25 protein-coding genes and 1 CRISPR repeat array are annotated in these 25846 nt (G+C 58.2%); of the genes, 10 read left to right on the forward strand and 15 right to left on the reverse strand.

The window, feature by feature from the left end:
- Window positions 1–67: 67 nt before the first annotated feature.
- The 15 genes from G5380_RS05885 to umuD all read right to left on the reverse strand — a co-directional run bounded on the left by G5380_RS05885 (window position 68) and on the right by umuD (window position 12143).
- On the reverse strand, window positions 68–907 hold the full coding sequence (locus G5380_RS05885) for a tyrosine-type recombinase/integrase (protein ID WP_186301883.1): 840 nt from the start codon (window positions 905–907) through the stop codon (window positions 68–70).
- On the reverse strand, window positions 888–1445 hold the full coding sequence (locus G5380_RS05890) for a helix-turn-helix transcriptional regulator (protein ID WP_168797119.1): 558 nt from the start codon (window positions 1443–1445) through the stop codon (window positions 888–890). The genes G5380_RS05885 and G5380_RS05890 overlap by 20 nt, the downstream gene beginning before the upstream one ends.
- A 201-nt stretch (window positions 1446–1646) precedes the next feature.
- Window positions 1647–3608 carry a cobaltochelatase CobT-related protein gene (locus G5380_RS05895; protein ID WP_421317399.1) on the reverse strand — a complete coding sequence of 654 codons (1962 nt, stop codon included), beginning with the start codon at window positions 3606–3608 and terminating at the stop codon, window positions 1647–1649.
- Window positions 3609–3780: 172 nt separating this feature from the next.
- Entirely contained in the window at window positions 3781–5028 is a 1248-nt protein-coding gene (locus G5380_RS05900) for an AAA family ATPase (RefSeq protein WP_421317401.1), read from the reverse strand.
- Between the two features lie 88 nt (window positions 5029–5116).
- Window positions 5117–6571, reverse strand: a complete 1455-nt coding sequence (locus G5380_RS05905) for a DNA sulfur modification protein DndB (RefSeq protein ID WP_421317403.1) — start codon at window positions 6569–6571, stop codon at window positions 5117–5119.
- Between the two features lie 172 nt (window positions 6572–6743).
- Window positions 6744–7670: a DNA cytosine methyltransferase gene (locus tag G5380_RS05910; protein WP_064341942.1), complete on the reverse strand. Its 927-nt coding sequence runs from the start codon at window positions 7668–7670 to the stop codon at window positions 6744–6746.
- 59 nt (window positions 7671–7729) lie between these two features.
- On the reverse strand, window positions 7730–7993 hold the full coding sequence (locus G5380_RS05915) for a hypothetical protein (protein ID WP_136501382.1): 264 nt from the start codon (window positions 7991–7993) through the stop codon (window positions 7730–7732).
- Between the two features lie 48 nt (window positions 7994–8041).
- Window positions 8042–8305, reverse strand: a complete 264-nt coding sequence (locus G5380_RS05920; protein ID WP_421317406.1) for a hypothetical protein — start codon at window positions 8303–8305, stop codon at window positions 8042–8044.
- Entirely contained in the window at window positions 8295–8630 is a 336-nt protein-coding gene (locus tag G5380_RS05925) for a type IV toxin-antitoxin system YeeU family antitoxin (RefSeq protein ID WP_421317408.1), read from the reverse strand. The genes G5380_RS05920 and G5380_RS05925 overlap by 11 nt, the downstream gene beginning before the upstream one ends.
- Entirely contained in the window at window positions 8630–8845 is a 216-nt protein-coding gene (locus G5380_RS05930) for a hypothetical protein (RefSeq protein ID WP_069554008.1), read from the reverse strand. Before G5380_RS05930 ends, G5380_RS05925 begins: the two co-directional genes overlap by 1 nt.
- Complete coding sequence (locus G5380_RS05935; RefSeq protein WP_421317409.1) at window positions 8842–9204, reverse strand: hypothetical protein; 363 nt, start codon at window positions 9202–9204, stop codon at window positions 8842–8844. Before G5380_RS05935 ends, G5380_RS05930 begins: the two co-directional genes overlap by 4 nt.
- Before the next feature lie 78 nt (window positions 9205–9282).
- Window positions 9283–9534: a hypothetical protein gene (locus G5380_RS05940; RefSeq protein WP_100653259.1), complete on the reverse strand. Its 252-nt coding sequence runs from the start codon at window positions 9532–9534 to the stop codon at window positions 9283–9285.
- 76 nt (window positions 9535–9610) lie between these two features.
- Window positions 9611–10012, reverse strand: coding sequence for a hypothetical protein (locus G5380_RS05945; protein WP_421317411.1), 402 nt, complete (start codon window positions 10010–10012; stop codon window positions 9611–9613).
- Window positions 10013–10459: 447 nt separating this feature from the next.
- A complete protein-coding gene (umuC, locus tag G5380_RS05950; RefSeq protein WP_421317413.1) occupies window positions 10460–11719 on the reverse strand; it encodes a translesion error-prone DNA polymerase V subunit UmuC in 1260 nt (419 codons plus the stop codon).
- Window positions 11700–12143, reverse strand: a complete 444-nt coding sequence (gene umuD / locus G5380_RS05955) for a translesion error-prone DNA polymerase V autoproteolytic subunit (protein WP_025327594.1) — start codon at window positions 12141–12143, stop codon at window positions 11700–11702. Before umuD ends, umuC begins: the two co-directional genes overlap by 20 nt.
- A gap of 115 nt (window positions 12144–12258) precedes the next feature.
- On the opposite strand from umuD, the gene G5380_RS05960 reads away from it, so the two are divergent.
- The 10 genes from G5380_RS05960 (at window position 12259) to cas2e (ending at window position 21973) form a co-directional block, all read left to right on the forward strand.
- On the forward strand, window positions 12259–12450 hold the full coding sequence (locus tag G5380_RS05960) for a DUF3283 family protein (RefSeq protein ID WP_064341176.1): 192 nt from the start codon (window positions 12259–12261) through the stop codon (window positions 12448–12450).
- A gap of 226 nt (window positions 12451–12676) precedes the next feature.
- The gene (locus tag G5380_RS05965; protein WP_421317415.1) at window positions 12677–13537 is read left to right on the forward strand and encodes a helix-turn-helix transcriptional regulator; all 861 of its coding nucleotides are present in this window, start codon (window positions 12677–12679) and stop codon (window positions 13535–13537) included.
- A gap of 54 nt (window positions 13538–13591) precedes the next feature.
- The gene (cas3, locus tag G5380_RS05970) at window positions 13592–16294 is read left to right on the forward strand and encodes a CRISPR-associated helicase Cas3' (protein WP_421317417.1); all 2703 of its coding nucleotides are present in this window, start codon (window positions 13592–13594) and stop codon (window positions 16292–16294) included.
- Window positions 16295–16308: 14 nt separating this feature from the next.
- Complete coding sequence (casA, locus tag G5380_RS05975) at window positions 16309–17832, forward strand: type I-E CRISPR-associated protein Cse1/CasA (RefSeq protein ID WP_236303067.1); 1524 nt, start codon at window positions 16309–16311, stop codon at window positions 17830–17832.
- On the forward strand, window positions 17829–18344 hold the full coding sequence (gene casB, locus G5380_RS05980) for a type I-E CRISPR-associated protein Cse2/CasB (RefSeq protein ID WP_064341172.1): 516 nt from the start codon (window positions 17829–17831) through the stop codon (window positions 18342–18344). Before casA ends, casB begins: the two co-directional genes overlap by 4 nt.
- A gap of 19 nt (window positions 18345–18363) precedes the next feature.
- The gene (gene cas7e, locus G5380_RS05985; protein WP_421317419.1) at window positions 18364–19500 is read left to right on the forward strand and encodes a type I-E CRISPR-associated protein Cas7/Cse4/CasC; all 1137 of its coding nucleotides are present in this window, start codon (window positions 18364–18366) and stop codon (window positions 19498–19500) included.
- Window position 19501: 1 nt separating this feature from the next.
- Window positions 19502–20149, forward strand: a complete 648-nt coding sequence (gene cas5e / locus G5380_RS05990) for a type I-E CRISPR-associated protein Cas5/CasD (RefSeq protein WP_421317421.1) — start codon at window positions 19502–19504, stop codon at window positions 20147–20149.
- On the forward strand, window positions 20140–20766 hold the full coding sequence (gene cas6e, locus G5380_RS05995; protein WP_421317423.1) for a type I-E CRISPR-associated protein Cas6/Cse3/CasE: 627 nt from the start codon (window positions 20140–20142) through the stop codon (window positions 20764–20766). The genes cas5e and cas6e overlap by 10 nt, the downstream gene beginning before the upstream one ends.
- Complete coding sequence (cas1e, locus tag G5380_RS06000) at window positions 20766–21680, forward strand: type I-E CRISPR-associated endonuclease Cas1e (protein WP_421352511.1); 915 nt, start codon at window positions 20766–20768, stop codon at window positions 21678–21680. Before cas6e ends, cas1e begins: the two co-directional genes overlap by 1 nt.
- Window positions 21680–21973 (forward strand): type I-E CRISPR-associated endoribonuclease Cas2e, encoded by a 294-nt coding sequence (gene cas2e / locus G5380_RS06005; RefSeq protein ID WP_136501392.1) that lies wholly within the window; start codon window positions 21680–21682, stop codon window positions 21971–21973. The genes cas1e and cas2e overlap by 1 nt, the downstream gene beginning before the upstream one ends.
- 84 nt (window positions 21974–22057) lie before the next feature.
- A CRISPR array of direct repeats spans window positions 22058–25081; the repeat unit is 29 nt; unit sequence CTGCTCCCCGCGCACGCGGGGATGAACCG.
- Window positions 25082–25846 lie beyond the last annotated feature (765 nt).

The raw sequence follows: 25846 nt of genomic DNA on the forward strand, positions 1-25846 counted from the left end.
CCCGTGGTCACGTATGGTCATGCATGGTCACAACAATGGTCACAGCCATGACCAGAAATGTGACCCATCACAATTTCCCGACCAGCGCGGCGGCCTCCTGATTCCCTGCATTGATGTAGGTTCGGGTCTGCTGCAAGCTGGCATGGCCCATCAGTTCCGCCAGTATCCGCAGGTCTCCCCCCTCATTGGCTAGTAGCGTCCCGAAGGTATGCCGCAGCACATGGGGCCGAGCCTCGAACCCGAGCTTGGCTGCTACCCGCTTCATCTGCTTGCGTAGCGCAGTCGCGTCCTTGTGCCAGCGGTTCCCTTGGCCATTGCGCCAGAGCGCACCAGAGACGCTACCGTGCTGCTTAATCTCTTCCTGTACCTTCGGATGCACCGGCACCCAGCGTTCGCGCCAAAGCGTCTCGCTGCCCTTCCTGTGGCGTAATCGGCACATCAACGCCGTACCCATCTGCTTGAGGTCATCCACCTCTACCAGTCGGGCCTCGCAATACCGTGCGCCGGTATAGACCATGAAGGTCGCAATGGCCCTGGCTTCATCCGTCAGCCCCTCCAACAACTTGGCCAGTTCAGGCTTGGTCAGAAATTCGGCGCAGTGCTTGCCCTCGGTCGGCACCTTGATCCCCTTGGGTGCGAGGTCAAACTCACGGCACCCGTACAGGTAGACCGTGCGGGCCTGCCTGCACATCCGCGCCTTGGTTGCTTGGGCCATCCCGACTAGCCCCTTGGCGTAGTCATCCATCGTCCGCTGGTTCACATCGACCAAACGAAACTGGCCCCAAAAAGGGGCCAGCTTCGAGACGATATGAGTGGTCGATCTTGACCGTTCCCTATCGGATAGGTAGCAAAGGGCGGCGTCCTTCATGGTCGCCAACTCTTTGCCATCAATCTTCTTCGTCTTCATGTCCAGCACCTCTTCCCTTACTTGGCCGGTACAACACGTTATGTGGGTCTGCATCCTTGGCTAGGTGAGCGAACTCTTCACCCCAGTTCTTCGGCAACCCACCACTGATCTCGACATACACATTGTCAGCCACGCTACCGATGGCACGGCGGGCCTTGAATATCAGGTCGGATCGGTTGTCTACGCCCCACTTGGTACGGATAGCCTTGGCTTGAGTCTTGATTGTATTAATCGAGACCCCGATCCGTTGAGCCATCTGGTCGTAGTTAAATCCTTCAATAAATAATTGAAGGATAACGTGTTGGCGTGGAGTCAGGTCGCTGAGTTCTCGTAGCGATTCATTGTCGTGCGATGGTGCAATACCAAATGATGCAAGTTGCAGTTGTAATTCAGCGAGGTTCGATTTAAGCGATTCGATTACATCAAGTGTCTTCTGATGTTCGTTTTGTAAGTTATTAAACTTCTTTTCCAAAATGCGGTTCTGTAACTCCAGGCCTTGAAACTGATGCAAGATCCGCTCAATCTCTAAACTATCCATATTAATCTCCATTTGCCTTGCGAGCCGCGAGTCTAGCCTCGCACTCACTCTCCACTTGGCTGATAGCATCCTCGATCTTCACGCCTGACTTCACCCGCTGGGCGACAAGCACCCACCAGTTTGGGTTCTTAACGAGACTTTTTCTGTGTGCGGGAGCCATCCTAATCCAGTTCAACCTAATCCTATATGCCGGTCTAGCTTTCATATGGTTGTCTCCACTGCACCAGTTCTGCTCGGGGAATGGCGAGGGTATGATGTTTTTAGCACTTCATTGACAACAAAAAGGACTGTTTTTTCTATCTGCCCGATTGAGCCTGATGTTACATCATAATGGGTACATCCTTTAACACTTGTTGAACCAAAGCCGAAAGTGATCACCTTGATACCAAGGGTGGACACATTAGCTAGGGTGTTATGGGTACAGGAATTCAATAAGTTAGAAAGTGCCCCACGCGCATATGGAATGCCATCACATAACATTAAAAGTATCTTGCGCTTCTGCTTACACTTCCCAATCTGATTGACAGCGAACTCAATAGCACGGTTATCAATGTTATTGGCTCCGTACACACCCACTAAATAGGGCAACCTTTCGATCACGTCTCGGGCGTTTCTGATCCTCACCCCGAACCCTAACAAATTAAACATCACCAACGGGTCGGATGAGATATACCCTGGGGCACTCGTCAACGCGCAGCCGAGGCCATACACCTCGTCCGCATTGAGTGTGTGCCCGAGCCGATAGCGCTCATACGCCTTGATGGCCAGCCTCTCAACCACCTTGCCCGAGCGTCCGCCCTTCAACTTCCGTCCGGTCTGGTCGGCGTTCTGGAACTTGAAGGCAGCAAGCTGGGGGTGGCGGTTGTCGTTGGCAAATGCGAACACCTGATCCACATCGGCCTTGGGGTAGATGGCGTAGTTGTGCAGGGCCATGGTGGTGTGACCCAAGATTGACAGTGGCACACCCAGCGAGTCGAGCGCATCACCCAGCATCAACGCAGTCTTGGTGGCCCACTCAATCCGTTCGCCCCTCATGCTGGAACTCATGTCAATCAGCAGGGTGACGGCGGTATCAAGCTCGGGGTCTTTGGTGCGCTGCCGGTAAACGTCATCCTCGCCTTGGTAGGCCCGCACCAAGTCGTTGGCATCGAGCAAGCCATGGACACGGCCACCCAGCCAGCGGCTGTCATCAACGCCTATCAGCGCACGTTTGAGGATGCTCTTGGCATGGGAACCCATCGGACTGATGGCGACCTTCTCCTTGGCCGAGAAGGCTACGCCGCAGATGTGGGCGTCATCGTGCTTGTACTCGAACAGCTGGAGGTTGAACTTGGGCAAGCCCACCTCACGGCTGGCCATGCCGCTCAGGATGGCCGCCTCGTCAATGAGCGGCGCTTGCTGTTCTCCTTGGCCACCAGACGCCCCGCCATCCTCTTGGCCCTCGTCACCTTCGCCGTCCTCACCAACGCCCTTGGGCTGCTCTTCCTGCCCATCCTCGTCCTTGTCATCCCCTTCGCTTGGCTCCTGCTCAGGCGCTTTCTGTGGCTCTTTGGCTTGCTCCTGTTTGAACCGCTCACACAGTTCGTCAACGAGCGCCGCTATCTCTTGGGTACTCTTGGCCGCCATCGAGCGGGTCGCAAACTCGCTGGCCAGTGGCCGGTACTGCTCCGGTATCATGGCGGTCAGCGTCCGCTGTACGTCACCACCGTGGCCCATCATCTGCGAGGCCGTCCACTTGACCGCCCCGAAGATCAGCCGCCCCCAGTCGAGCAGATGCGGCGGCACCTTGGCCAGTGCATCAAGCTGGAGTTGCGCCGACACATGACGCATGGCGTTCAAGCTACTCCACGCCCCAGGGTACTGCTGCTGGTAGGCCGCCTCGATCCGTGGGTCTTCCAGATAGTTGATCTGGTCGGCCTTGGTCTTGTCGTGTTGCCGGAAAAACTCAAAGTCAGTAAACAGCGAGTGCGCAGTCTCATGGTCGGTATAGCCACGCATCATCGCTACCTTGTCGTCACTTACCTTGCCCGCAGCTATCTCGGGCAGGCGGATCAGGGAGCCGTCATTCCACGCCTCACTCCCTGCAAACTCTACGCGCACCTGCGATCTGCCCAACACGCGGGCTATCGCGTTGCACTCAATTACCAGGTCGGTCGAGTTCATTTTCATATCTCCATGACATAAAAAAGGGGGCCGTCTTGGCCCCCGTTGCTACCGCTCGGTTACATTCTTTTCGCCTTACCAATCGAACGGGTGTAGTACCCGTCCCCCCAGTCGAAGGATGACCGGCCACACGGGCAGGTTAGAAATGTCGCTTTAACCCATCACATCCTCCTTAGATGCTTAACCGTTGTGCGATGCCCGTCATCTTGACGCGCTCATGTGCAGGCATGGCATTGAAGACCACCAACTCCATGGCCTCCCAAACTCCGTCCTGCGGCAAGGCGCCTGCATGTCGTGACATGAACATCATCCGGTTGGCCATCGTGACCAACTGGCGGTACGAGATCGGAGTGAGCACCTCACGCCTGCCGAACGCTTCCCGATGCTCCTTGGCATACAGGCACAGCTTCTCGCAGATGTGGGTAGGCAGGCGGGTCTCACGCTCCAGCAAGGCCGCCTCCTTGGGCCACTCCATGTATTCAAACTCGATGAAGGTCTGGAACCGGTTGAGGAATGCGGCGGATTGCTCACGCGCCCCTCGGTACAGGCCGACATCATCCCCTTGGCCACAGGTATTCGCTGCGGCCACTATCCAGCACTGCGGATGCACCGGTACACGGCGACCGTTATCACCGGTCAGCACCAGTTCATTCCCCTCCAGCACCGCCTGCATGACGTAGGCGAGGTCGGGCCGGATGAAGTCCAGTTCATCGAGCAGCACTACCCCAACGTGCGGGAGAGCACGGGGCAGCACACCCTCAATGAACCGGCTCACGGTCGTGCCGCCATCGTTGAGCAACTCGGTCTTGCCAACGAGGTCAGCACGGGTCATTTCCGAATCGAAGTTGATCCGCACCAGCGGCAAGCTGCACCGTGCGCAGATCTCCCTGATAGCCGCCGTCTTTCCGGTGCCGGTATGACCGAACAGCCATGAGCGAAAGCCCATAGCCATGGCGGTCAAGACATCGTGAAAGACGGGGGTGACTTCGTAGAAGGGATTGATCTGGGGGACGGAGTGCGGGGCTTGGTCAGCCCATTCAATGGTGGGTATCGGGACACGCAGCGTGGTATCGAACATGTCCTTGGCCAGACGGTAACGCAGCATACCCTTGCACCCGTCTATCTCCACCGCCACCCCAGCGCCCAAGTCCTCCTTGGGCTTCTGCTTCACACCGATGAACTCGAAGAACGAGTCACGGTCGCCAGCGTCAGGGGCTTTGGGCTTGCCGGTGAACATCATGCAAGCTGCCAGCGAGGCGAGATCCTGCTGGCTTATCGGTGTCTCCAGCCCTTGGGCAACCATCCAGTTGGACGCCAAGTGGGCCAGCTCCTGCCACGATTTGTTGACGTGCTTGCTGGCTTCAATGATTAACGAGGCGACTGCGGCTGGTTCTTTTTTTGATTCATTTGAGGTTGTCATGCGGCTTTCCTCACATCCGTAAATGATCCGACCAATGTTGAAAACTCTTTGACCCTTTGAAAGGCAACAAAAATGACTTAGGGTATCGTCAATTACCGGACACACCCGTAACAGGCATATCAAGCAGGCTTAACACGGCGCGGGCACCATCCTTGATACTGCCGCCGTTCTTAATCATCTTGGCCCCCAACATCACGTTGCCCTGCCAACCGAACCAACCCTTGTCCCAGTCGGCTTTACGCAGGTGAGTGAGCCCGTTCAATCCCTCCTGTTCCATCAGCACCTTGGCTACCCAGACCAGCACCATCAGGCCCACGGCAGTGCCGAGCACCGAGCCTTCACGCAGCTTGGCCACGTTATCCCCTGAACCGGCTGCGGTTGTGACCGGCACCCGCTTCATGATCAACGCCCAGATCTTGAGGGCTTCAACCTTGTCCTCGTTGCTCCACGCTTCACCATCACGCTTGTTCATCAGCACGTTGTTGGCATCAATGAGCGTCTTGAACGGGTACAGGTACTCACTGCGGCCACCACAAGTGGTGCGCTCGAAGTCGATAAGCCCAGGGAACACGGCGTTGGCCACGGCCCGAGCCACTTGGCTGCCATCCTTGCGGTGGTTGTAGAGGTTGTTGATCGAGGCGTTCGGCTTGACCGCCTTGCTGTTGAGGTCAGAGAACAGCTGCTGCCGTTCGTCCAAGGTGAGGCCGGTATACAACTGGATGATTACCGACTCACCCGCAAGCGCGGCATCAGCCTCCACCTTGTTGACGATGGCACTCGCCCGATGTTGGCCATCAGCCAGCAAGATCTTGGCTCCCATGTCGATGGCGAGTGTGCCCATGTGGTCGCCGGTAAACTCGGCCTTACCCTCGACACACCCAGTCAGGGCTGGCAGGGCGTATCCTGCTTGGCCCATGTAGTCCACAAGGTCAGTCACCCGAGACCTGTTCACTTCACGTTGGGCTCGCTCGATAGCGGCAAAGCCGGTCTGGATCTGCAACAGACGGGCGAGTACCCGATAGGGCATGGTCACGGCGTAGTAAGCACGGCCACCCTGCAACCCACGCAAGGTGGGCACGTTGAATACCCACTCGTCCCCCTTGGCCTCCGCCTCCTTCGGGGCGTTCGCTTCGCTCACACCCTCAGTCGGCTGCGGAATTGCGCCCACTGCCTCCATAAAGCTCTTGGATTGCAGCTCGTCCAACTGACCCAGGGCGTTATGCTTGGCTTGCCCCTTGAACACCAAGAGATTCGCCTTGACGGTGGACAGCACGGCGTCATAGCCCTTATGCGCCACTTCCTGCTTGAGGTGTTCGATGTCCTCGTTCAGCAGGTTCGACAGGTGCATGCGCAAGCTCTGCTCGGTGGTGCGCCCTGTCACCGAGCCAAAGCAGACGTGCTCACTCGCCGTGCGGCTCCAGCCCATGACATCCTTGGTGGTACCCCGACCGGTCAGTCTGACCTTGGTCTTGTTGAAGTCCTTGAGGATGTCGAACAGGTCGGTGATGTTGGCGTACAGGGTGGTTTCTACTTTTGCGTTCATAGCATTTCTCCAGATGTGAAAAGGGCCAGTCCCCAAAGGAACCGGCCCCATTAAGAGGGCCGACCGGATTGGTCAGCCCAAGATTTTAAGAGACCCTTTAGGGTCTCTTTTTGCGCGAATGAAGCGTGAGAAAGTTAATGAGAAGGAGTCAGAGAAAACCAAGGGGTATCTTTCAGACGTTCTGATGTGAAGCAGCTCTTGTGAGTGGTCTTGATTGTCGATGGGAGTGAGAAAAATACCTCACGATCTCATTCGCCACCCACACGCCCTTGTGGAACACAACGCCGTTACCAATCATGCGATAGGCATCGCTGTCGGGTGCGTCAAAGGTGAAGAAGTCTGGCAGCCCCATCAACCTTGCGTACTCACGAACCGTGTAAGGACGCGGCTTGCGGGTCACTGGGTCTATTACCAGACGGGTGCCCTTGTCCTTGGCATAGTGAGCTAGACAGGTGGGTGCGATGTCACCCTTAAAGGGGTCGCTAATGATGGGCTTGTCACGGTACTGCCCGTTGAGGCGGGCATAGACCGAGGGCGGGATGACTATCTCGGGGTCACGTTCTAACAGCGACATCAGGCTCGGCACCTTGCCCTTGTCGGGGGCGTTCCATGTGAACGGGCGGCGACTGCCCATGATGATCAGCCGGTCACGGCGTTGGGGAACCATGTGCTCGGCCCGCACTGGGTTGAACGTGGTCACGTAGTAGTCCGGCAACTGGGTCATGGCTTCCATGACCACCGGAAACTTGGTCATCCCAGGTACGTTCTCGACCACGTACACCTCGGGCCGCATCAACGCAATGTGGCGGAAGAAGTGGAGGAACAAGTCGTCACCCGTGCGGGTGCCCTTGATGTCGGCAATGTTGCTGTACTTGGTGCATGGGTAGGTGCCGATGATGACATCCGCCTCACCTTGGCCAGTCACACACAGCTGGGTCACGTCCACGTTCTCAACGTGGTCGCCCAAGTTGGCAGCCTGCACCTTGCAGGCCAGCGGATCTAACTCGAACGAGCGGGCGATGGGCAGGCCACCGAAGATAAGGCCGGTGTCCATCAGGCCAGCGCCTGAGAAGTAAGAGTGAACAGTTGGTTTGAACATGATGTTTCTCCGTGAAACAAAAAGCCCCTCATGTGAGGGGCGTTGGGGTTGGGTGAGGTTCACACCTCGATGGTTACGGTGGCGAGGAACTTGGATGTGTCCACTTCCACGTTGGCGGGCAGCTTGGCTACGTTAAGGTGGCCGGTGCCCTTGGTCAGGTCGCTGGCAATGCGGGCCAGCATCTGCGGGAACAGCGTTGAGTTGCTGTATGCCCCGTAACGTGGGTGATAGTGGAACGCATTCATGTCGCAGTGCTGACGGCCCAGCTTGGGGATCTTCACGTACCCGTCATTCACCTTGGCGCGAAAGGTTATCTTGGCCATGTTGTATCTCCTTAAAACAGAAACCCCGCTGTTAGGCGGGGCGTTGGGTTAGAGGAAGCTGCGTAGGTTCTGGACTTCGGCTTGGTACTTCCTCTCTTGGCTGCGCCACAACACACGGCTTGCCGCTTCACTCAACAAGGCGGCGGTCACAGTGCGGGGGAGCACCAGATTCACGCCATCCCACTGGCTGGTATCAATCGCGCCGCTGTCCAGTAACTTGGTTAGCTGCGCCTCCAGCTTGTCGGTCAGTTCCAACTGGATGAACTCGGCTACATGCTCACGCATTGCGTTGAGTGCTTCTTCACGCTCCATCGTTGGCCTCCTTGTAGATGTCGATGTAGAGGTAGCCATAGCTACGCCTTGGGCTGGCCTCACACACCCAGCCCTTGTGTTCGAGGCGGAATACCTCGTCCATGTCGGTGCATATCTGGTATGCCTTGGCCATGGCGGTCAGCTCCTTGAGGAAGTGCGGCAATACCTTGTCGCACTCGGCTTGCCACTTCTCGTCAGGCTCGCCGTAGATACCGGCACGGTCGCCCAGGAAGTCCACGCTTCCCCGATGCAGGATGGCCCGAGCCCCCAGCTTGGGCAGGTTCGGGGTGCCCAGTCCCCATGTGTGTCCCTCGAAGATGCTCATCACTCTTTCCTCGCTGTCATGGTGTAGCGCCTGCCCCTTACGCACTGGGTAAAGCGCACCACGCTTGTCTTGTTGTAGTCGGCCAGTTGCTCACGGATACCCATGCACTTGGCCACCTCGTTGGCATCAATAAGGCGCTCTATCAGCGCCTCGATTGACATCACTGCGGTCTCGACAACCTTGCCCTTGAAGCGGGCTGTGACTCTGACTTTCATGTGTGGCTCCCCCAGTTCGGGTTGTCGTTGGTGCCGTGGTTGAAGTAGGCACCCACGATGGTTCGCTTCCACTCGCCAACGGGGTAGCCATGCTCGTTGCACTGGCGCTCCCACCACGCAAAGCCAATCTCACGGGGCAGGTTGTCCCTCATGTCGCTCGGGTTCACGTACAGCGTGGTCTTGTGCATCGTTGGCACGGGCTTGATGTGCGGTGGACTGGTGCGCTTGCCGGTCTCGTCATAGTCGTACTCCCAACCACGCACCATCAGGTTGCGGTTGACGATCTCTTGCAGGCTTTCGTGTGCTCGCAGGGCTTCGGCTACTGCGGCTTGGCTGAATGAATCGTTGAACTCGATCATGGTGTTTCTCCTTGAAACGAAAAAAGGCAGCCACATTAGGGCTGCCTCACGGGGGATGTGTGAGCGTTATCTCTCGCGTTATTGCTTGGCATCCTTGATGGTTGCCAGTGCCTCACTCACGATGGATTCATTGAGCGCAACCATATCGAGGACGATCTCGGGTTGGTCTGGACGCTCAACGGGTGTCGGTTGCACTGGTTCAAGATGGCCAATCATGGATGCAGCCGTGGGCTGCGGTGGCAGCTCGGCAGCATGTGCGTTGAACGGGGCAACGATGCAGGTCAGGGCGATCATGGACAGTGCGATCATGTTGAGTGCGAAGAGGCTCATGGTGCGTACCTTTTGGTTTGGGCATAAAAAAAGCCCCCACGCTGTCGCGTGAGGGCCGGTGTATTGCGGGTGTGGATTACTTGGCTTGGGTGAGTTCGACGAACAGCATCCCAACGCTGGACAGGAAGGACTTGTCTGACGCTGCGCGTTCACGGAGCAGGTCGAGCAGTTGCTCGTTGCTCAACGCATCCGCGTTGGCGTCAGCGGCCTTGGCCGGTGCCTGCTTCGCAGGCTTGGCTGCCTTGAGGGCGTCCACGGGATTGGGCAGCGTAGCTGCCGTTGGCTTGGCGCGTGGCTTGAGGTCTTCCAACTCCTTCAGGAGTTGGACGCTCGGAGCGCGTGGCTTGCGGCCTTCGGCCTCGGCCTTGGCAATGCGAGCACGGAGCACAGCCTTGGCCTCGGTTACGCTGACGGTGCCATCTACGATGGCGGCGTGGATCTGTTGGGCGGTCATAGCGGTAGTAGCGATGGTGTTCATAGCGACCTCCATGGTCGAAGTAAATCCGGTCGGACTATCCGAGCCGGTCGCCCCAAGATTTAATACCCCCTTTAGGGGGTAGTCAGGCAGTTCGCTAAGTTATGGGGATCTGTATGGGGCTATTTGTGGGGTGGGGTAATATCGAAAATAGCGTTTAATCTCTTGATTTCAATAGATAAAAGCCATCATTGAGAGAGGGTGTGTTTCCTATGATAGGAAACGTATTGGTCTTTATAATCAATTGTTTAACGATGGGTTGGGCCCGATAAAAGAAAAAAGAAGCCCGCGAACACAAAAAAAAGGGGGGGGAGAGGGTCGGAAAAAAGGAGGGGGGGGAGGACGACCCCGCCGAGCGCAGTTAGAAGTCGTCACCGGGCCCCGCTTACATTCGCAGCACTTTTCCAAAACGTCCTATTGCGGCCAAGTAGCGGCCTCATTGTGCCTTGGTTACCTCGCCACCGGCAGGTCCTCCCAGCGGGTGGTGTAGCAGGGGCTCAGGTGCTCTTGTCGCATCATCCACTCAGGCGACCCCGTGCCTTGGCTGGCAAAGCCTACGCGCCCCAATCCCTTGGCTTTGATCTGGTCCATCACTGCCATCAGCGCGTCCGATTGAGCGGAGGACGGGGCAAACAGGTCTGCCTGTTGCTGCCCCTTGGGAGTGAACTCACTCAGCATGACGCCCCCCTTCTGATAGCGGTAACCGTCGCGCCAAATCTGCGCTAGCAGCACGTTCACTTGCTGCAGCAGCAACCGGGTGTCATCGCTAGGGCAGACCAGCCGGACGCCAGCCTGCTCACTGTAGTAAGGCGCTCGTTCGTCAAAGGGGCTAGTTCGCACGAACAGGTGCACCCGCTGGCAACACATCCCCTCGGCCCGCAGCTTCTCGGCTGCGCGAGCCATAAAGCCTGACAACGCTTGGGCCATTTCTCCACGGTCCGTCACGCGCTCACCAAAGGAACGGCTCGAGAGGATCTGCTGCTTCGCCGTCGGTTCAACGGTCAGCTCTGCACAAGGCAGGCCACGCAGCTCCTGTACGATCCGCTCGACCACCACGCCGTATTGGGCGCGTAACCCTTTGGCGTCGCTAGCCACCAGGTCAGCCACGGTGTTGATGCCTTGTGCCACCAACTTGGCTCCCAAGCGCCGTCCTATGCCCCACACCTCGTCCACCGGGGTGATAGCCATCAGCCGGGCACGGCGCAGCTCGTCACGCAAGTCCACGACGCCGCCCGTGGCAGGCCACTTCTTGGCTGCATAGTTGGCCAGCTTGGCGAGGGTCTTGGTGGGGCCAATCCCGACCCCTACCGTGAGGCCGGTCCACTGCCACACTCGCTGCCGGATCTGTTGTCCATAGGCTGTCAGGTCCCCGGCAAACGACTCCGACAGTGACAGGAATGCTTCATCGATGGAGTAGACCTCCAGCTCGGGGGCCATGGTCTCCAACGTGCTCATCACCCTGCCAGACATGTCTCCATAGAGCGCGTAGTTGGAGCTGAATGCCACCCCGCCATGCGCCTCGAACTGATCGCGGATCTTGAAGTAGGGCCCGGCCATCTTGATACCCATCGCCTTGGCCTCGGGGCTGCGCGACACCACGCATCCATCGTTGTTGGAGAGCACCACGATCGGGCGGCCACGCAGCTCAGGGCGAAACAGCCGCTCACAGCTGGCGTAGAAGTTGTTTACATCAACGAGCGCTATAGCCATCACGCTGCCTCAGATTGCCAATCACATGGGTGACCACTCCGAACAACTCCAGGGAGAGGCTCATACAAGGGTCGATAGGCGCGAACGCCGGATTGGCTGGCAACAGCCGCAACCTCGGCTTGAGCTGCAAGGTCTTTACCGTGAAGCCGCCATCGAGTAGTGCAATCACCACATCACCATGGCGCGGGGTGAGGCTCTTATCGACCACCAGCAAGTCACCGGGAAAGATGCCGACCCCGGTCATGCTCTCCCCCTCGGCACGCAGATAGAAGGTGGCTGCAGGGTGCGCCACGCAGTGGGTATTGAGGTCTAACTTCCCTTCCAGATAGTCGCTGGCTGGGCTGGGAAAGCCGCAAGAGGCGCGGTGCAAGAACAGCGGGATGGTCACCTCGGCGGGTGATGGGTCTGGGGTTAACAGCTTCATGGTAAAACACCTGTATTTATATACAGGTATTATAGCGCACCACCTTTGAACCAGCGCAAGTCCCGCATGCCAGTGATGGCGTACCATGGCGCCAACAAATAACAAAGAGGTCAGTATGAGTCACAATCTGTGTGCCCTACCGAAAGAGCAGCAAGAACGGGTCGAGGTCGAGAAGGCAGCCGCATATGCGGTATGGAAGGAGCGCAACGGTCACTTGGCCAGCGCAGAAAGCGAAGCGAACCAACATCAAGGTGAACTGGGTCGCTACTTCCTCGAACAAGTAGCGAAATACAAGAAACTAAGATAACGCTCGGTCTTTAAAGGTCGCGTATATGTGAGACTCGATAGGGTTTTTCCATTCCTTAAGTGGTAGCCTAGTCGTTATTAACCAATAACTTAACAGAAGAATGGAACAACTTAACCGAGCCCTTGCCTTACACCAGTTACTATTGGACTTCCGTTACCCTGTTCCACGCTCCGTCATACTCGAACGACTTGCGTGCTCAGCCAGCACTTTCAAACGGCTGCTGGAATTGCTGCGAGACCGTTATCAGGCGCCAATAATCTGGGACCCGACCGCTCGTGGTTATCGTTACGATACCGATGATGGTCGATTTACCTTGCCGGGCGTCTGGCTTACCGAATCGGAAGCCTTTGCGCTCTTGATGGCCAATCGCCTGCTGCAAGATGTGCAACCGGGTCTGCAGCAGCAGGGGGTGGCTCAGTTGCAGGCACGTATCGGAGATTTGCTGGGTCCCCAGTGGCAGAATGAAGCTGATCGCCTGCGTGTGGAAAGCATCGGGCGCCAATACGTGCCCCCAGAGCTATTCCTACCTCTGGTACAAGCGCTGTTTTCCAGGCGTCAACTCCACTTTCTCTATCATCCCACACAACATCAGTCCGAAGAGCGTCAAGTATCGCCACAGCGTCTCTGCTGGTATCGGGACAACTGGTATCTGCTTGCCTGGTGCCATGGACGAGAGGCCTTGCGCCTCTTTGCCTTGAGTCGAATAGTCGAACCCAAAGCGCTGGATGAAGCCGCCTGCGAATGTGGGACACCAGAGCTGGATGCACTCTTTGCAAATGGCTATGGCATCTTCGCCGGAGCTGATTTGCAACAGGCCGAACTGCGCTTTGACCCATCTGCTACCCCTTGGGTCAGAGATGTGCAGTGGCACCGGGAGCAGCTCCAGACCATAGAGCCAAGCGGTCATATTCGTCTCACTTTCCCCTATGCCGATCAACGCGAACTGGTACGCGACCTGATGCGCTTTAGTGGCGAGGTTGAGGTGCTTGCGCCACTTGAACTACGTCAGAGTGTGATAGCGGCCATGGAAGCCGGATTAAAAAAACACAAGGCAGTGGCACCACTGGCTCAGCCGGTGAGCCAGTGAGAGGGGAATAATGACAGTCGAGAGTCACACTTGAGTGCCGGAGGCGACCCCGCAATGGATGGAGTAAATGAGCCTGTTCTGTTTTCAAACCTAGACCCACAGGCTGCGGTTCTCTGGGCCAAGAGTGGCGAGGATCAAGGCCACCCTTTGCTGGCTCACATGCTAGATGTCGCGGCGGTAGCAGAAGCTATCCTCGAGCTTGAACCCGCCACTACCCATCAACACCTGGCCAGTCAATTTGGTATGTCGGTTGAGGGGGCTCCCCGTTGGCTGGCGACGCTTTCTGGTTTGCATGATGTGGGCAAGGCCATCCCGGGATTCCAAGCAAAATGGGAGCAAGGGCAGGCACTTGCCAAGGCTCAAGGACTGACCTTTGCCAGTACATCGCTGCGCAGTAATCGCCATGACTGTGCCTCGACCGCCATTTTGAAGAAATGGCTACCGGTACACACAGGTGCCGAGACCCCTTGGTGCCTGAATGTGGCTGAGGCGGTTGGAGCTCATCACGGTTACCCGTTGACCACAAAGGAGGTTGGGGATGGCTTGCCGCTGCGTGAAGATAAGGCATGGCAGCAAGCCCGGCAGGCATTGCTCGATACCTACTGGAAGGTGCTGACCCCATCAGGAGTGATTACCGCTGACGAACTGGCGCTACCTGCCATCAATTGGCTGGCAGGGCTGACTTCTATTTCCGACTGGATCGGCTCTAACCCCGAGTGGTTTCCCCTCGGTATTCGTCACGACGATCTCAGGCAACACTACCTCCATGCCAAAAGACTGGCTCATAAGGCGCTGACGGCGATCGGCTGGCGTTCCTTTTCACCTTTGCTCGCAGAACCCGTCCCACTTGATAGGCAACTTGGCCAAATGTTGGCTGCCGATAAGCCTGTCATACCACGAGCCCTGCAGAGCCAGGGTATAGAGCTGTTACAAGCGAGCCAAGGGCCCGCTTTGCTGCTGGTGGAGGCCCCCATGGGGGAGGGCAAGACAGAGCTCGCCTTTATGGCGCATCTGCACTTGCAGCGTACGAATGGCCATCGCGGCTTCTATCTGGCCTTGCCAACCCAGGCCACCGGCAATGCACTGTTTGCCCGTGCTCGCCAGTTTATGGATGCTTTTGCACACGGTTCGGCGCCCGATCTGCAACTGATCCACGGTGGCGCCGCTCGTCACGAGATGATGGCAGCGCTCAAGGACGTGTGGGGTGAAGATGGCAAGCAGAGTGAGGGAGTAGAAGCCGCCCGCTGGTTCTCCCGTCGCAAGCGACCGCTGATCGCTCCCTATGGAGTGGGCACCATCGATCAGGCGCTCTTCTCTGTGCTGAATGTCAAACATCACTTCGTGCGGCTCTGGGGGCTGGCCAATCGAGTGGTGGTGCTCGATGAAGTTCATGCCTACGACACCTATACCGAAGGGCTGATTGAAGCGCTGCTGCGCTGGCTAAAAGGCCTGGGCTGCTCAGTTATCCTGATGAGTGCCACCCTGCCAACCAAGCGTCGTGATGGTTTGCTCAAGGCATGGCGGGTTGACCCTGCCGTGCTGCCAGAGCTTGCCTATCCGCGGTTGGTGCTTGCCGATGACAGGGGCCTCGACTGGGATGACCAGATAGAAAGCCGAATGATGGAGCCCGTCCGGTTGGCCGGATGCGGTACTACACCCGAGGAGTTGCTCTGCGTAGCACTTGAGGCCCTGACCCACGGCGGTTGCGGCGCCATCATCGTCAATACGGTCGAGCGGGCGCAGCAGCTCTATAGCCTGCTCAAGGCCAAGGCGCCGGAAGATCTCACCCTGCAGATTTTTCATGCCCGTTTCCCGTCCGATGAACGGGCACAGCGAGAAGCTGCCGTGCTCTCCACCTTTGGTAAAGAGGGGAAACGCCCGGCCCGGGCCCTGTTGGTGGCAACCCAAGTTGTCGAGCAATCTTTGGACATTGATTTTGACTTTTTAATCAGCGATCTCGCCCCGGTCGATCTGCTCTTGCAGCGGGTGGGGCGCTTGCATCGCCATCAGCGCCCCCATCGCCCCGAGCCCCATCGTCAGCCGATGTTGACGGTAGCCGGACTCTTACCCGGTGAATTACCCGATTTGGCGACCACCCGTTGGCGCTTTGTCTACGATCCCTACCTGCTCGCCATGACCTGGGTGCGGCTCCTTGGCGAAACCAGCTTGCAACTGCCCCAGGATATCGATCGGCTGGTTCAGGCCGTCTATGGCGATGGGGAGTTGCCCGATTCGGTGAGTGAGGCGCTACGCCAATATATCGAGGAATACAGCTACGCCACTTATCTGGCTGCAGAGCAACTCCAGCTGCAGCTGGCCCGCAATATTGTTATCAGAGCCGATGCAGACCCGGGTACTGCCTATTCGAACAAGCCCAGAGGTTACGAAGAGGGGGAGGGCGAGGACAAAGGCTTAATTAACTGCACCCGGCTGGGCAAACCCAGCGTCACCGTGATCCCGCTCTTTGTCTCTGACAAGGGGGTGGCCTTGACGCCTGATGCTGAGCCCTTCGCGCTCGATGCACCGCTTTCAACTGAACTGGCCTGCCAACTCTGCGCCCGCCAGCTCAACCTCTCCAATCAAGCCCTGGTTAAGGCCATCAAGCAGCAACCCGACGTGCAAGCCTTTGCTCAGAGCCCGCTGCTTCGCTACAGCTACCCGCTGCTGCTCGATAGCGACGGCAGGGCGCAACTGGATGGCAGGCTGGTGGTTTGGCTCGATGGGGAGTTGGGGCTTATCTACCGGAACAGGGAATAACCAAAGGAGTGACAATGACAATGCGTTTTAATCTGCTCGACGAGCCCTGGCTGCCGGTCAGGATGCTAAGCGGAGAGGTCAGGGAGCTGGGCCTGCTAGCCCTCTTTGAGCAGGCGCCGCAGATAGTGGCCCTGGCAGAGACGGCGCCACCCTCCTTAATGGCCCAATATCGCCTGCTGCTTGCCATTACCCACAGAGCCCTGAACGCACAGACGCCTAACTGGGGTCAACGGGACCTGCGCCACTGGTTTAGCCATGGGCTGCCCACCGAGACCATCACCGCCTACTTGGAAAAGTGGCGCGATCGTTTCTGGCTGTTTCACCCCGTGCATCCCTTTATGCAGGTGGCGGCGCTGGCCACGGCGGGCGAGACCTGTGAGAAGTTCAAACCCTGGGCACAGATTGATCTGGCCTGCGTCAGCGGCAATGCGCCTGTGGTGTTTAACCACTCGGTGGACACCGCGCCTGACGCCATCTCACCGGCTCACGCCATTCGAACCCTGCTCGGTTTTTTACAGTGCACACCGGGTGGTCTGGTCAAGGTGTTTCGTGATGCCGACAAGGCTGGCCCGCTGGCTAATACGGCGGCCGCCTTGCCACTGGGTGAGTCCCTAACGCAGACCCTTATCCTGAGCCTGCATCCCGCCTCGCCTGACCATGAAGACTTGCCGAGCTGGGAGCGACCCGCGCTCACTGTTACCAATCTGAAATCGCCTCCTCTACTTGCCACTGGCCCCAACGATCGCTTCACCCGCCAGACCCGCGCCGTGCTGTTTCAACGAGAGGAGGATGGTGCTATCCGCTGGTTACGCTTTGCCGCCGGGCAGGGATTGGACGAAGATCCTCACGCTCCTGATCCAATGGCTAACTTTCGGGAGGGCAGCAATGGGCTCGTGCGCCTCACCTTTAGTGAAGGGCGAGCACTCTGGCGTGATCTGCCTGCCCTGCTGCCCGATGGGGGCTCGCGCCCGGCAGCCATCATTGAAAATGCCACCCGCTTAAACGAATCGCTGGGTAAAGTGCATCTTCGTCTGTTGGTAGCAGGTCTTGCCAGCGATCAGGCCAAGTTGCTGCGTTGGCGAGTCGAGCAACTAGAGTTGCCGCAGGCTCTGCTGGATCAACCCGAGGTGACCCGAGCTGCCCGCCTGATGCTGGAGATGGCCGAGACACTGTTTGCGTCGTTTAAAGGAGCCGCAGTGCAGCTGATTGCGGATACCCTGCCAGACAGTCAGCAGAAAGATACCCGCAGCCGGGCTCGCACCCTGTTTGATGCTGGCCCCGCTACACCGCTCTTCTTTGCCCGCGCCGAGCGCGCCCTGATGGCGACCCTAGCTCTTATCGAACAAGACCCCGATGCCGCGGAGAGGCAATGGCAGCAAGTGCTGAAAGAGGCTGCTATTGCTGCTTGGGAAGCACAACTGACCTGCTTGGGAGGAGGAGCCAGCGTATGGCGTGCCAATGCCAAGGTTCAGTCTCGCTTGTGGTTTGCCATTCGGGAGCAACTGACAGCCCTTAACGAAACAGGAGAAGTTCAATGAGTGATCAGCCCTTTGTTGATTATCTGCAGCGACTCGCACAGAGCAACCGTGGGGCGTTGGCCGAACTGCGCCGCAGTCTCACCTTTGCCCCTGGCACGGCGCCGCGCGTCTTTCCCTACGTTGAGCCCTTTATCGCAGCAGACGAGCATCCTGATTCTGCCCGTCGTCAGTCGCACTACTTGGTGGCGGGGCTGTTTGCACTTCATCCAGAGCATTGCGAGGCGACCTTGGCCAAGGCGATGGGGGCACTCTATCGCAAGCAAGAACAAAGCCCATCCATAGAGGGGCGTTTTATCGCGCTGCTTGAGTGTGATGGCGAGACCTTGGCCGAGCCGTTACGCCACTGTGTCACCTTGTTGAGATCCCATGGTATGGCCATTGATTATCAGCGGCTGCTTTGGGATCTCACTGACTGGCTTAACCCGGCCTATCCCGATCGACTCGATCAATTGCGTCGCCGGTGGGCCACTGATTTCTACCGTGTAGCTGCCCACATCGCATCAAACGACTAAATCTTCAAGGAGAGAAACTATGACCCTGTTTGTTGAACTGCATCTGATCCAGAACTTCGCCCCTTCCAATCTGAACCGTGATGATACCGGAGCCCCCAAAGACGCCCTCTTCGGTGGCCAACGCCGTGCCCGGGTCAGTAGTCAGTGTTTCAAGCGCGCCATTCGTCTTTATAGCCGTGACCAGCAGCTTATCCCTACCGAGTATCGTGCTCTTCGCACCAAGAAACTGCAGGCGTTGTTGCTGGAAAGACTGGCTGATCGAGATCAGGAGGAAGCGGGCGGTAAGATTGAGGCCGCCTTGGCGGCTGCAGGGCTCAAGCTCAAGGATGATGGCAAGACCGAGTATCTGCTGTTTTTGGGCGAACGCGAGATTGCCGGTTTTGCCGCTCTGATAGAAGAACACTGGGATGCACTTATCATTCCGGCGGCGGGTGAGAAAAAGGGGAAAAAAGAGAGCAAGGCAGCCATTCCAGCTGAGTTGGCCAAGCAGGCCAAGGCGCTACTCGATGGTGGCAAGGCGGTGGATGTTGCCCTCTTTGGCCGAATGCTGGCCGACTTGCCTCAGGTGAATCAGGATGCTGCCTGTCAGGTAGCCCATGCCATAAGCACTCACAGGGTCGAGCGCGACTTTGACTACTTTACTGCTGTCGATGACGTGGGTGGCCCTGACGAAACCGGTGCAGGCATGATTGGCCAGGTCGAGTTCAACTCCGCTACCTTCTACCGCTATGCCGCGCTTGATGTGAGCAAGTTGTTGCAGAACCTGCAAGATGACAAGGAGCTGACAGCATCGGCCATTGAGTCTTTGATCCAGTCGATGGTCCGAGCCATACCGACTGGCAAACAAAACAGCTTCGCTGCCCACAACCTGCCTGAGTTTATCGGGGTTAGCCTGCGTAAAAGCCCTCTCAATCTGGCCAATGCCTTCGAGCGTCCGATCCAGCCGCGCCACGACAAGAGCCTCACCGAACAGTCTGTGGCGGCGCTTGGTGAGTACGAGAGCAAGCTGGCCCCCGTCTACGGAGATGCAACCGATCGCTGGGCCCATATCGATCTCACTGGCAAGTGGCAGCTCGAGAACAGTCAGGCCCGCAACTCGGTAAGCGACTTGGCTGCTTGGGTACGCGATGTCGTCGAGACCCAGTGGGGAGAGTAACATGCCGACACTGCTACTGCGGCTGCAAGGGCCTATGCAATCCTGGGGGACTACTAGCCGCTTTGATGAACGCGACACCCAGCTGGAGCCTTCCAAATCGGGAGTGCTCGGGCTAATCTGCGCCGCCCTGGGGCGGGATCGAAGCGAGTCTGTCGATGATCTTGCGGCCCTTCAGATGGGGGTGAGGGTGGATAGGGAAGGGGTTGTGTTGCGTGATTATCAGACGGCCACCGGTATCGTTAACGCGGCTGGCAAGGTCGATATGAAGCGCACCGTGGTCAGCCCACGCTACTACTTGAGCGATGCCGCTTTTCTGGTTGGTTTTGAGGGGGAACAATCTCTGCTCGATCAAATCCATCAGGCACTGAAAACGCCCCATTGGCCTCTTAGCTTGGGCCGCAAGGGGTGTTTGCCGTCACCGCCAGTGTATCTGCCTGATGGTGTGCGAGATAGCGCTTTGCTGGAAGCTCTGCGCGACTATCCCGAGTTGATCAAGGGGGCTGGTCTGCAAGTGCGTCGCTTGTTGTTGGAGGCGACAGAAGGGATGGTTCGCCTCGATCAACCGATAGCCCCTTTTGCAGATCGCCGCTTTGGCCCCCGTTTTGTGCTCACTGAGCAACTGGAGCCTGAGGAGGTGTCATGTCCCTGAATCAATTGCATCTGAGTCGATTGATCTTGAACCCAAGAAGCAAGGAGGCACGTCGTGACCTGGCCAATCCCTACGAGCTTCATCGTACCTTGGCCAGGGCTTTTGCTCCCGACGAAGAGACCGCGCCTGTACGCTTCTTGTGGCGTCTCGAGGCAACAGCCAATTGGCAACAGCCTCAACTGCTGGTGCAATCTCAAACCGAAGGGAACTGGGGGCCGTTACGCGATCTGCCTTACTACCTGCAAGGGGAAGTTCAACAGAAGCGCTTTGTACCCGAGCAATGGCTTGAACAAGGTCGTTCCTATCGCTTTCGCCTGCAGGCTAATCCGACGGTAACCCGTGATGGCAAACGCAGGGGGCTGTGTAGCGAGGAAGAGCAGTTGGCTTGGCTTGCTCGGCAAGGAGAGCGTCACGGTTTTAGTCTTGTCCATGCACTGGTCAGTAGCTCTGTGATGCAGCATGGGCGGAAGGGAACAAGCCGTCTTAGTGTCTTGACTGCGACCTTCGAGGGTTACTTGCAGGTTGTCGAGCCTGATGTCTTGCGAGCAGCCCTGTGTGCCGGTATCGGCCCAGCCAAGTCGCTGGGTTGCGGCTTGCTTTCTTTGGGAAAAGCCTGATGCTCCCCCCTCTAAAGCCACTCCCCATCAAGGATCGCCGGGCCATGCTGTTTCTTAAATATGGCCAGCTCGATGTGATCGACGGCGCCTTTGTGCTGGTGGACAAAGAGGGGGTACGCACTCACATACCCATTGGTACTGTCGCCTGTCTGATGCTAGAGCCCGGCACTCGGGTCTCTCACGCAGCCGTCAAGCTGGCAGCAATGGCTGGTACTCTGCTGGTTTGGGTAGGGGAGGCCGGGGTGAGGCTCTATGCTGCAGGTCAACCGGGAGGTGCCCGATCCGACCGGCTACTCTTTCAGGCCAAACTTGCACTGGATGAAGAGCTGCGTCTCAAAGTAGTACGCAAGATGTTTGAGCTGCGCTTTGGCGAGCCACCTCCCAGCCGTCGTTCAGTAGACCAGTTGCGCGGGATCGAAGGGACCAGGGTGCGTGAGACCTACAAACTGTTGGCTGCTCGATATGGGGTTAAGTGGCAGGGGAGACGCTATGATCCCAAGGATTGGGAGAAGGGCGACCTGCCCAATCAATGTATTAGCGCCGCCACATCCTGCCTCTATGGCATCACTGAGGCGGCCATCCTGGCTGCCGGGTATGCCCCCGCCATCGGCTTTATCCATAGTGGCAAGCCGCTCTCGTTTGTCTACGACATAGCCGACATCATCAAATTTGAAACCGTGGTGCCCCAGGCGTTTGAGATCGCAGCTAGGGGCGATGCCAACCCTGATCGCGCAGTACGCTTGGCTTGTCGCGACAGTTTTAACAAACTGCGCACCTTGGAAAAGCTGATCCCGCTAATTGAAGAGGTGCTTGCTGCAGGGGGGATCACCCCGCCTGAGCCTCCCAAGGATGCTCAGCCGCCCGCCATTCCCGAACCGATCGGCATGGGGGACGCCGGTCACAGGAGTCAGTGATGAGCATGTTGGTCGTCGTGACCGAAGATGTGCCCCCACGTTTGCGTGGTCGGCTGGCTATCTGGTTGCTGGAGGTCCGTGCAGGTGTGTATGTGGGAGATGTCTCGCGCCGTGCACGAGAGATGATCTGGCAGCAGTGTGAGGCATTGGTTGAGCAGGGCAATATCGTGATGGCATGGTCTGCTAACAACGACTCAGGGTTTGACTTTCAAACCTTGGGAGCAAATAGAAGGATGCCGGTGGACTTGGATGGCTGCCGGTTAGTCTCATTTCTACCCTTTGAAAATCAATAGGTTATCGTTCATTAACAATCTGGATTAGTTGGTGGCTTTTTTATGGTTTGAAAAAGCCATTTAAATCAATAACATCCATTAAGTCTGCTCCCCGCGCACGCGGGGATGAACCGGCCGATACCGACCTTATCCTTAAAAACACAAACTGCTCCCCGCGCACGCGGGGATGAACCGTCATGGAAAGAATCCGATTTGGATTACCAGCCCTGCTCCCCGCGCACGCGGGGATGAACCGATCCTGATGTGGCTGTTCAAGCTGGTTCGGATCTGCTCCCCGCGCACGCGGGGATGAACCGCCTTTGCCAACTGAAAAGGGGCTTATCTATGTCTGCTCCCCGCGCACGCGGGGATGAACCGATGCGAGAGAACGGGATCTGACGCGGCACCATCTGCTCCCCGCGCACGCGGGGATGAACCAGTGCTGGTCGATAATGGCCGCAAGCTCCAGTTCTGCTCCCCGCGCACGCGGGGATGAACCGTCGCCCATGATCAGCGCGGACGACACCAGAGTCTGCTCCCCGCGCACGCGGGGATGAACCGAGGAGGCCGAAACAGTAAAGGTAATCATTGACCTGCTCCCCGCGCACGCGGGGATGAACCGTTTGCCGGGGCGACGCTTGTTGTCTCGTACACCTGCTCCCCGCGCACGCGGGGATGAACCGTCTGATGACCTTGCCAGCGTAGCCGGGCAGGCCTGCTCCCCGCGCACGCGGGGATGAACCGAGCAATAGGGCCAGCAGCACGAGCGGCAACGCCTGCTCCCCGCGCACGCGGGGATGAACCGTCGTTGAGCCGGGTGCAGTGGTGACCCTGACTCTGCTCCCCGCGCACGCGGGGATGAACCGCAAGATCGAGAGCTCTACAACATCATGAAACACTGCTCCCCGCGCACGCGGGGATGAACCGTTGATCTAAACACTGGCGGCAGAACTCGACTTCTGCTCCCCGCGCACGCGGGGATGAACCGTTCACAGAGCTTTCTGCCTCTGGTGAGCCTGACTGCTCCCCGCGCACGCGGGGATGAACCGCGGATCGCCCGCTGCCCTTCCAGCTGGGTATCGCTGCTCCCCGCGCACGCGGGGATGAACCGCGGGCGCCGGGGTGGTCGAGCGTCGCATGCAGCTGCTCCCCGCGCACGCGGGGATGAACCGCAAATTTTCATGAGTGCCGAGATCGTCTAATCCTGCTCCCCGCGCACGCGGGGATGAACCGCAGGGCCGCAATGCCCGTGAGTACCTGAATAACTGCTCCCCGCGCACGCGGGGATGAACCGCAGGGGCGACAGCACAGCCACCGATAAAGGCCCTGCTCCCCGCGCACGCGGGGATGAACCGCGATCGCGCTCCAGGGCGGAACGCAGGGCAAACTGCTCCCCGCGCACGCGGGGATGAACCGCCGTTGAACGTTTTGTGGAGACCGCCGTTGCCCTGCTCCCCGCGCACGCGGGGATGAACCGGCCCCGATGCATGTTTGACGCTAAATAGGTCTCTGCTCCCCGCGCACGCGGGGATGAACCGGCTTGTGAAGTATGTGAAGTAGGTGAAGTAGTCTGCTCCCCGCGCACGCGGGGATGAACCGAAGGCTCAATGCCGTTCATCGCCGAGATGGCGCCTGCTCCCCGCGCACGCGGGGATGAACCGTTGATGATCTGGTTCTTGGAGTTCGCGCAGTACTGCTCCCCGCGCACGCGGGGATGAACCGTTTCTGACACGGTGAAGATTGGTGACAACACCCTGCTCCCCGCGCACGCGGGGATGAACCGTGGCTGGCGAAGGTATGGCGCAGCACATGGGTCTGCTCCCCGCGCACGCGGGGATGAACCGTAACAGTGACCGTCTTTTCGGCTTGGCGGGCTCTGCTCCCCGCGCACGCGGGGATGAACCGTCAGATGAGGTGCCTTGGTGTGCCGCATTTGTCTGCTCCCCGCGCACGCGGGGATGAACCGATCTCAGACTTCAGGGTCGATACAGACGATGACTGCTCCCCGCGCACGCGGGGATGAACCGTAAACGAGGATGGAAGCAGGGTGCAGGTGGCGCTGCTCCCCGCGCACGCGGGGATGAACCGATCGGGTGTTGATCGGTTTGGCGGTAAACAGCCCTGCTCCCCGCGCACGCGGGGATGAACCGTCATGGAAAGAATCCGATTTGGATTATCAGCCCTGCTCCCCGCGCACGCGGGGATGAACCGTCATCCGCACTTGATGCCGCAATCTCTGACCTCTGCTCCCCGCGCACGCGGGGATGAACCGTTTCCAGACTCGACCCGCCTATTTCGTATTTCCTGCTCCCCGCGCACGCGGGGATGAACCGTTCAACCGCAAGCTGTTCCTGTCAAACAAGCACCTGCTCCCCGCGCACGCGGGGATGAACCGGCTCTCAGCGTTCTGAGGTAGGTAAACGCCTCCTGCTCCCCGCGCACGCGGGGATGAACCGTGTGGAGCCAGATTCGCGCAAGCCAAACATCCCCTGCTCCCCGCGCACGCGGGGATGAACCGTCCATTGTGACGGCTTTCGCGCCGAATGCACCGCTGCTCCCCGCGCACGCGGGGATGAACCGTTCTCGAGGCGGCCCCAACGGGAGGGGTTGCCCTGCTCCCCGCGCACGCGGGGATGAACCGATGCAGGACGCCACCGGCACCGCCTCCAAAGACTGCTCCCCGCGCACGTGGGGATGAACCGTGGAAGGGCCTGACCGGCAACGATATCGACCTCTGCTCCCCGCGCACGCGGGGATGAACCGGCAACATCATCACGATGATAGAAGACCGCACGCTGCTCCCCGCGCACGCGGGGATGAACCGAGGTGAGCGGCCGGTCGGCCAGCAACCTGATCCTGCTCCCCACGCACGCGGGGATGAACCGCGACCGGCATCAGTGCAAAAGACTGGTGTGACCGGCTCCCCGCGCACGCGGGGATGAACCGCGGCGGATGAATCGGCCAAACTGGCATCGCAGCTGCTCCCCGCGCACGCGGGGATGAACCGGCAGCTCACCCTCCAAAATCGGCTTTTGGCGACTGCTCCCCGCGCATGTTGGGATGAACCGAATTTCGGCAGCTACGCCAGCACAACGTCAGACAGCTCCCCACACCCGTGGGGATGAACCGTATGTAGATGTTGAGCTTGATCTCGCGCGGCGCCCTTCCCCACGTTCGTTGGGATGGAGACCAGCTACAGCTCTAAGTGCTCAAATGTCTACCCGCTAATCAACGATGGCCACAGCGCGGAGGACGCATCCCGAATGCTTGGCCTACCGCTGCGAACGGTGAATCACATCCAGGGGATCTAGGAATAAACAAAGGGGCTCACGGCCCCTTTGTTATTGGTTCATCCAGTGTAACCACTATCTCGACAGACTCACCGAAGTGAAGGCGGGCGAGTCTGATTAGTTCTGCCACATCTGGGTAGTTGTCACGGACGTACTGAAGCCGTTCTTCCAGTGACATTTCAGCGGACACGCGGCCCCCCTTTTGTCCAATTCACTTCGCCTTGGGCCTCTGTATCTCTTGAGGATTTTAGGTCTCTCAAAATCAAGAGGAAGCCAAGACTCCTTAGAACGCCTGCCTGACTTAGTGAAGTTTAGTCACGACCTTACGGAACCGCGCCAGCGGTGAAGTAAGGGAGTCGGAGGTTTTCAGGAGATCCAAGAAGTGAATTGAGGGTAGCATTTTTTTGACCAAAAGACAAAGACGGTTGTTTGTTTTGTTGTCTCCATCACACCCATTAGGCCTTTAGCTATGCTGTATAAAAATACACTAGCCCGTTTTTGTTCTTTGAGATTGCAACGGGGTGAGTGTGTGGTATGTTTTTTATGCCTTGGTGTGAGAGGGAACTATGCCGAAAAAAACCAAACTGACGAACGAGCAACTTGA

It is taken from the genome of Aeromonas sp. 604443 (assembly GCF_049170315.1).
Lineage (GTDB): Bacteria > Pseudomonadota > Gammaproteobacteria > Enterobacterales > Aeromonadaceae > Aeromonas > Aeromonas veronii_A.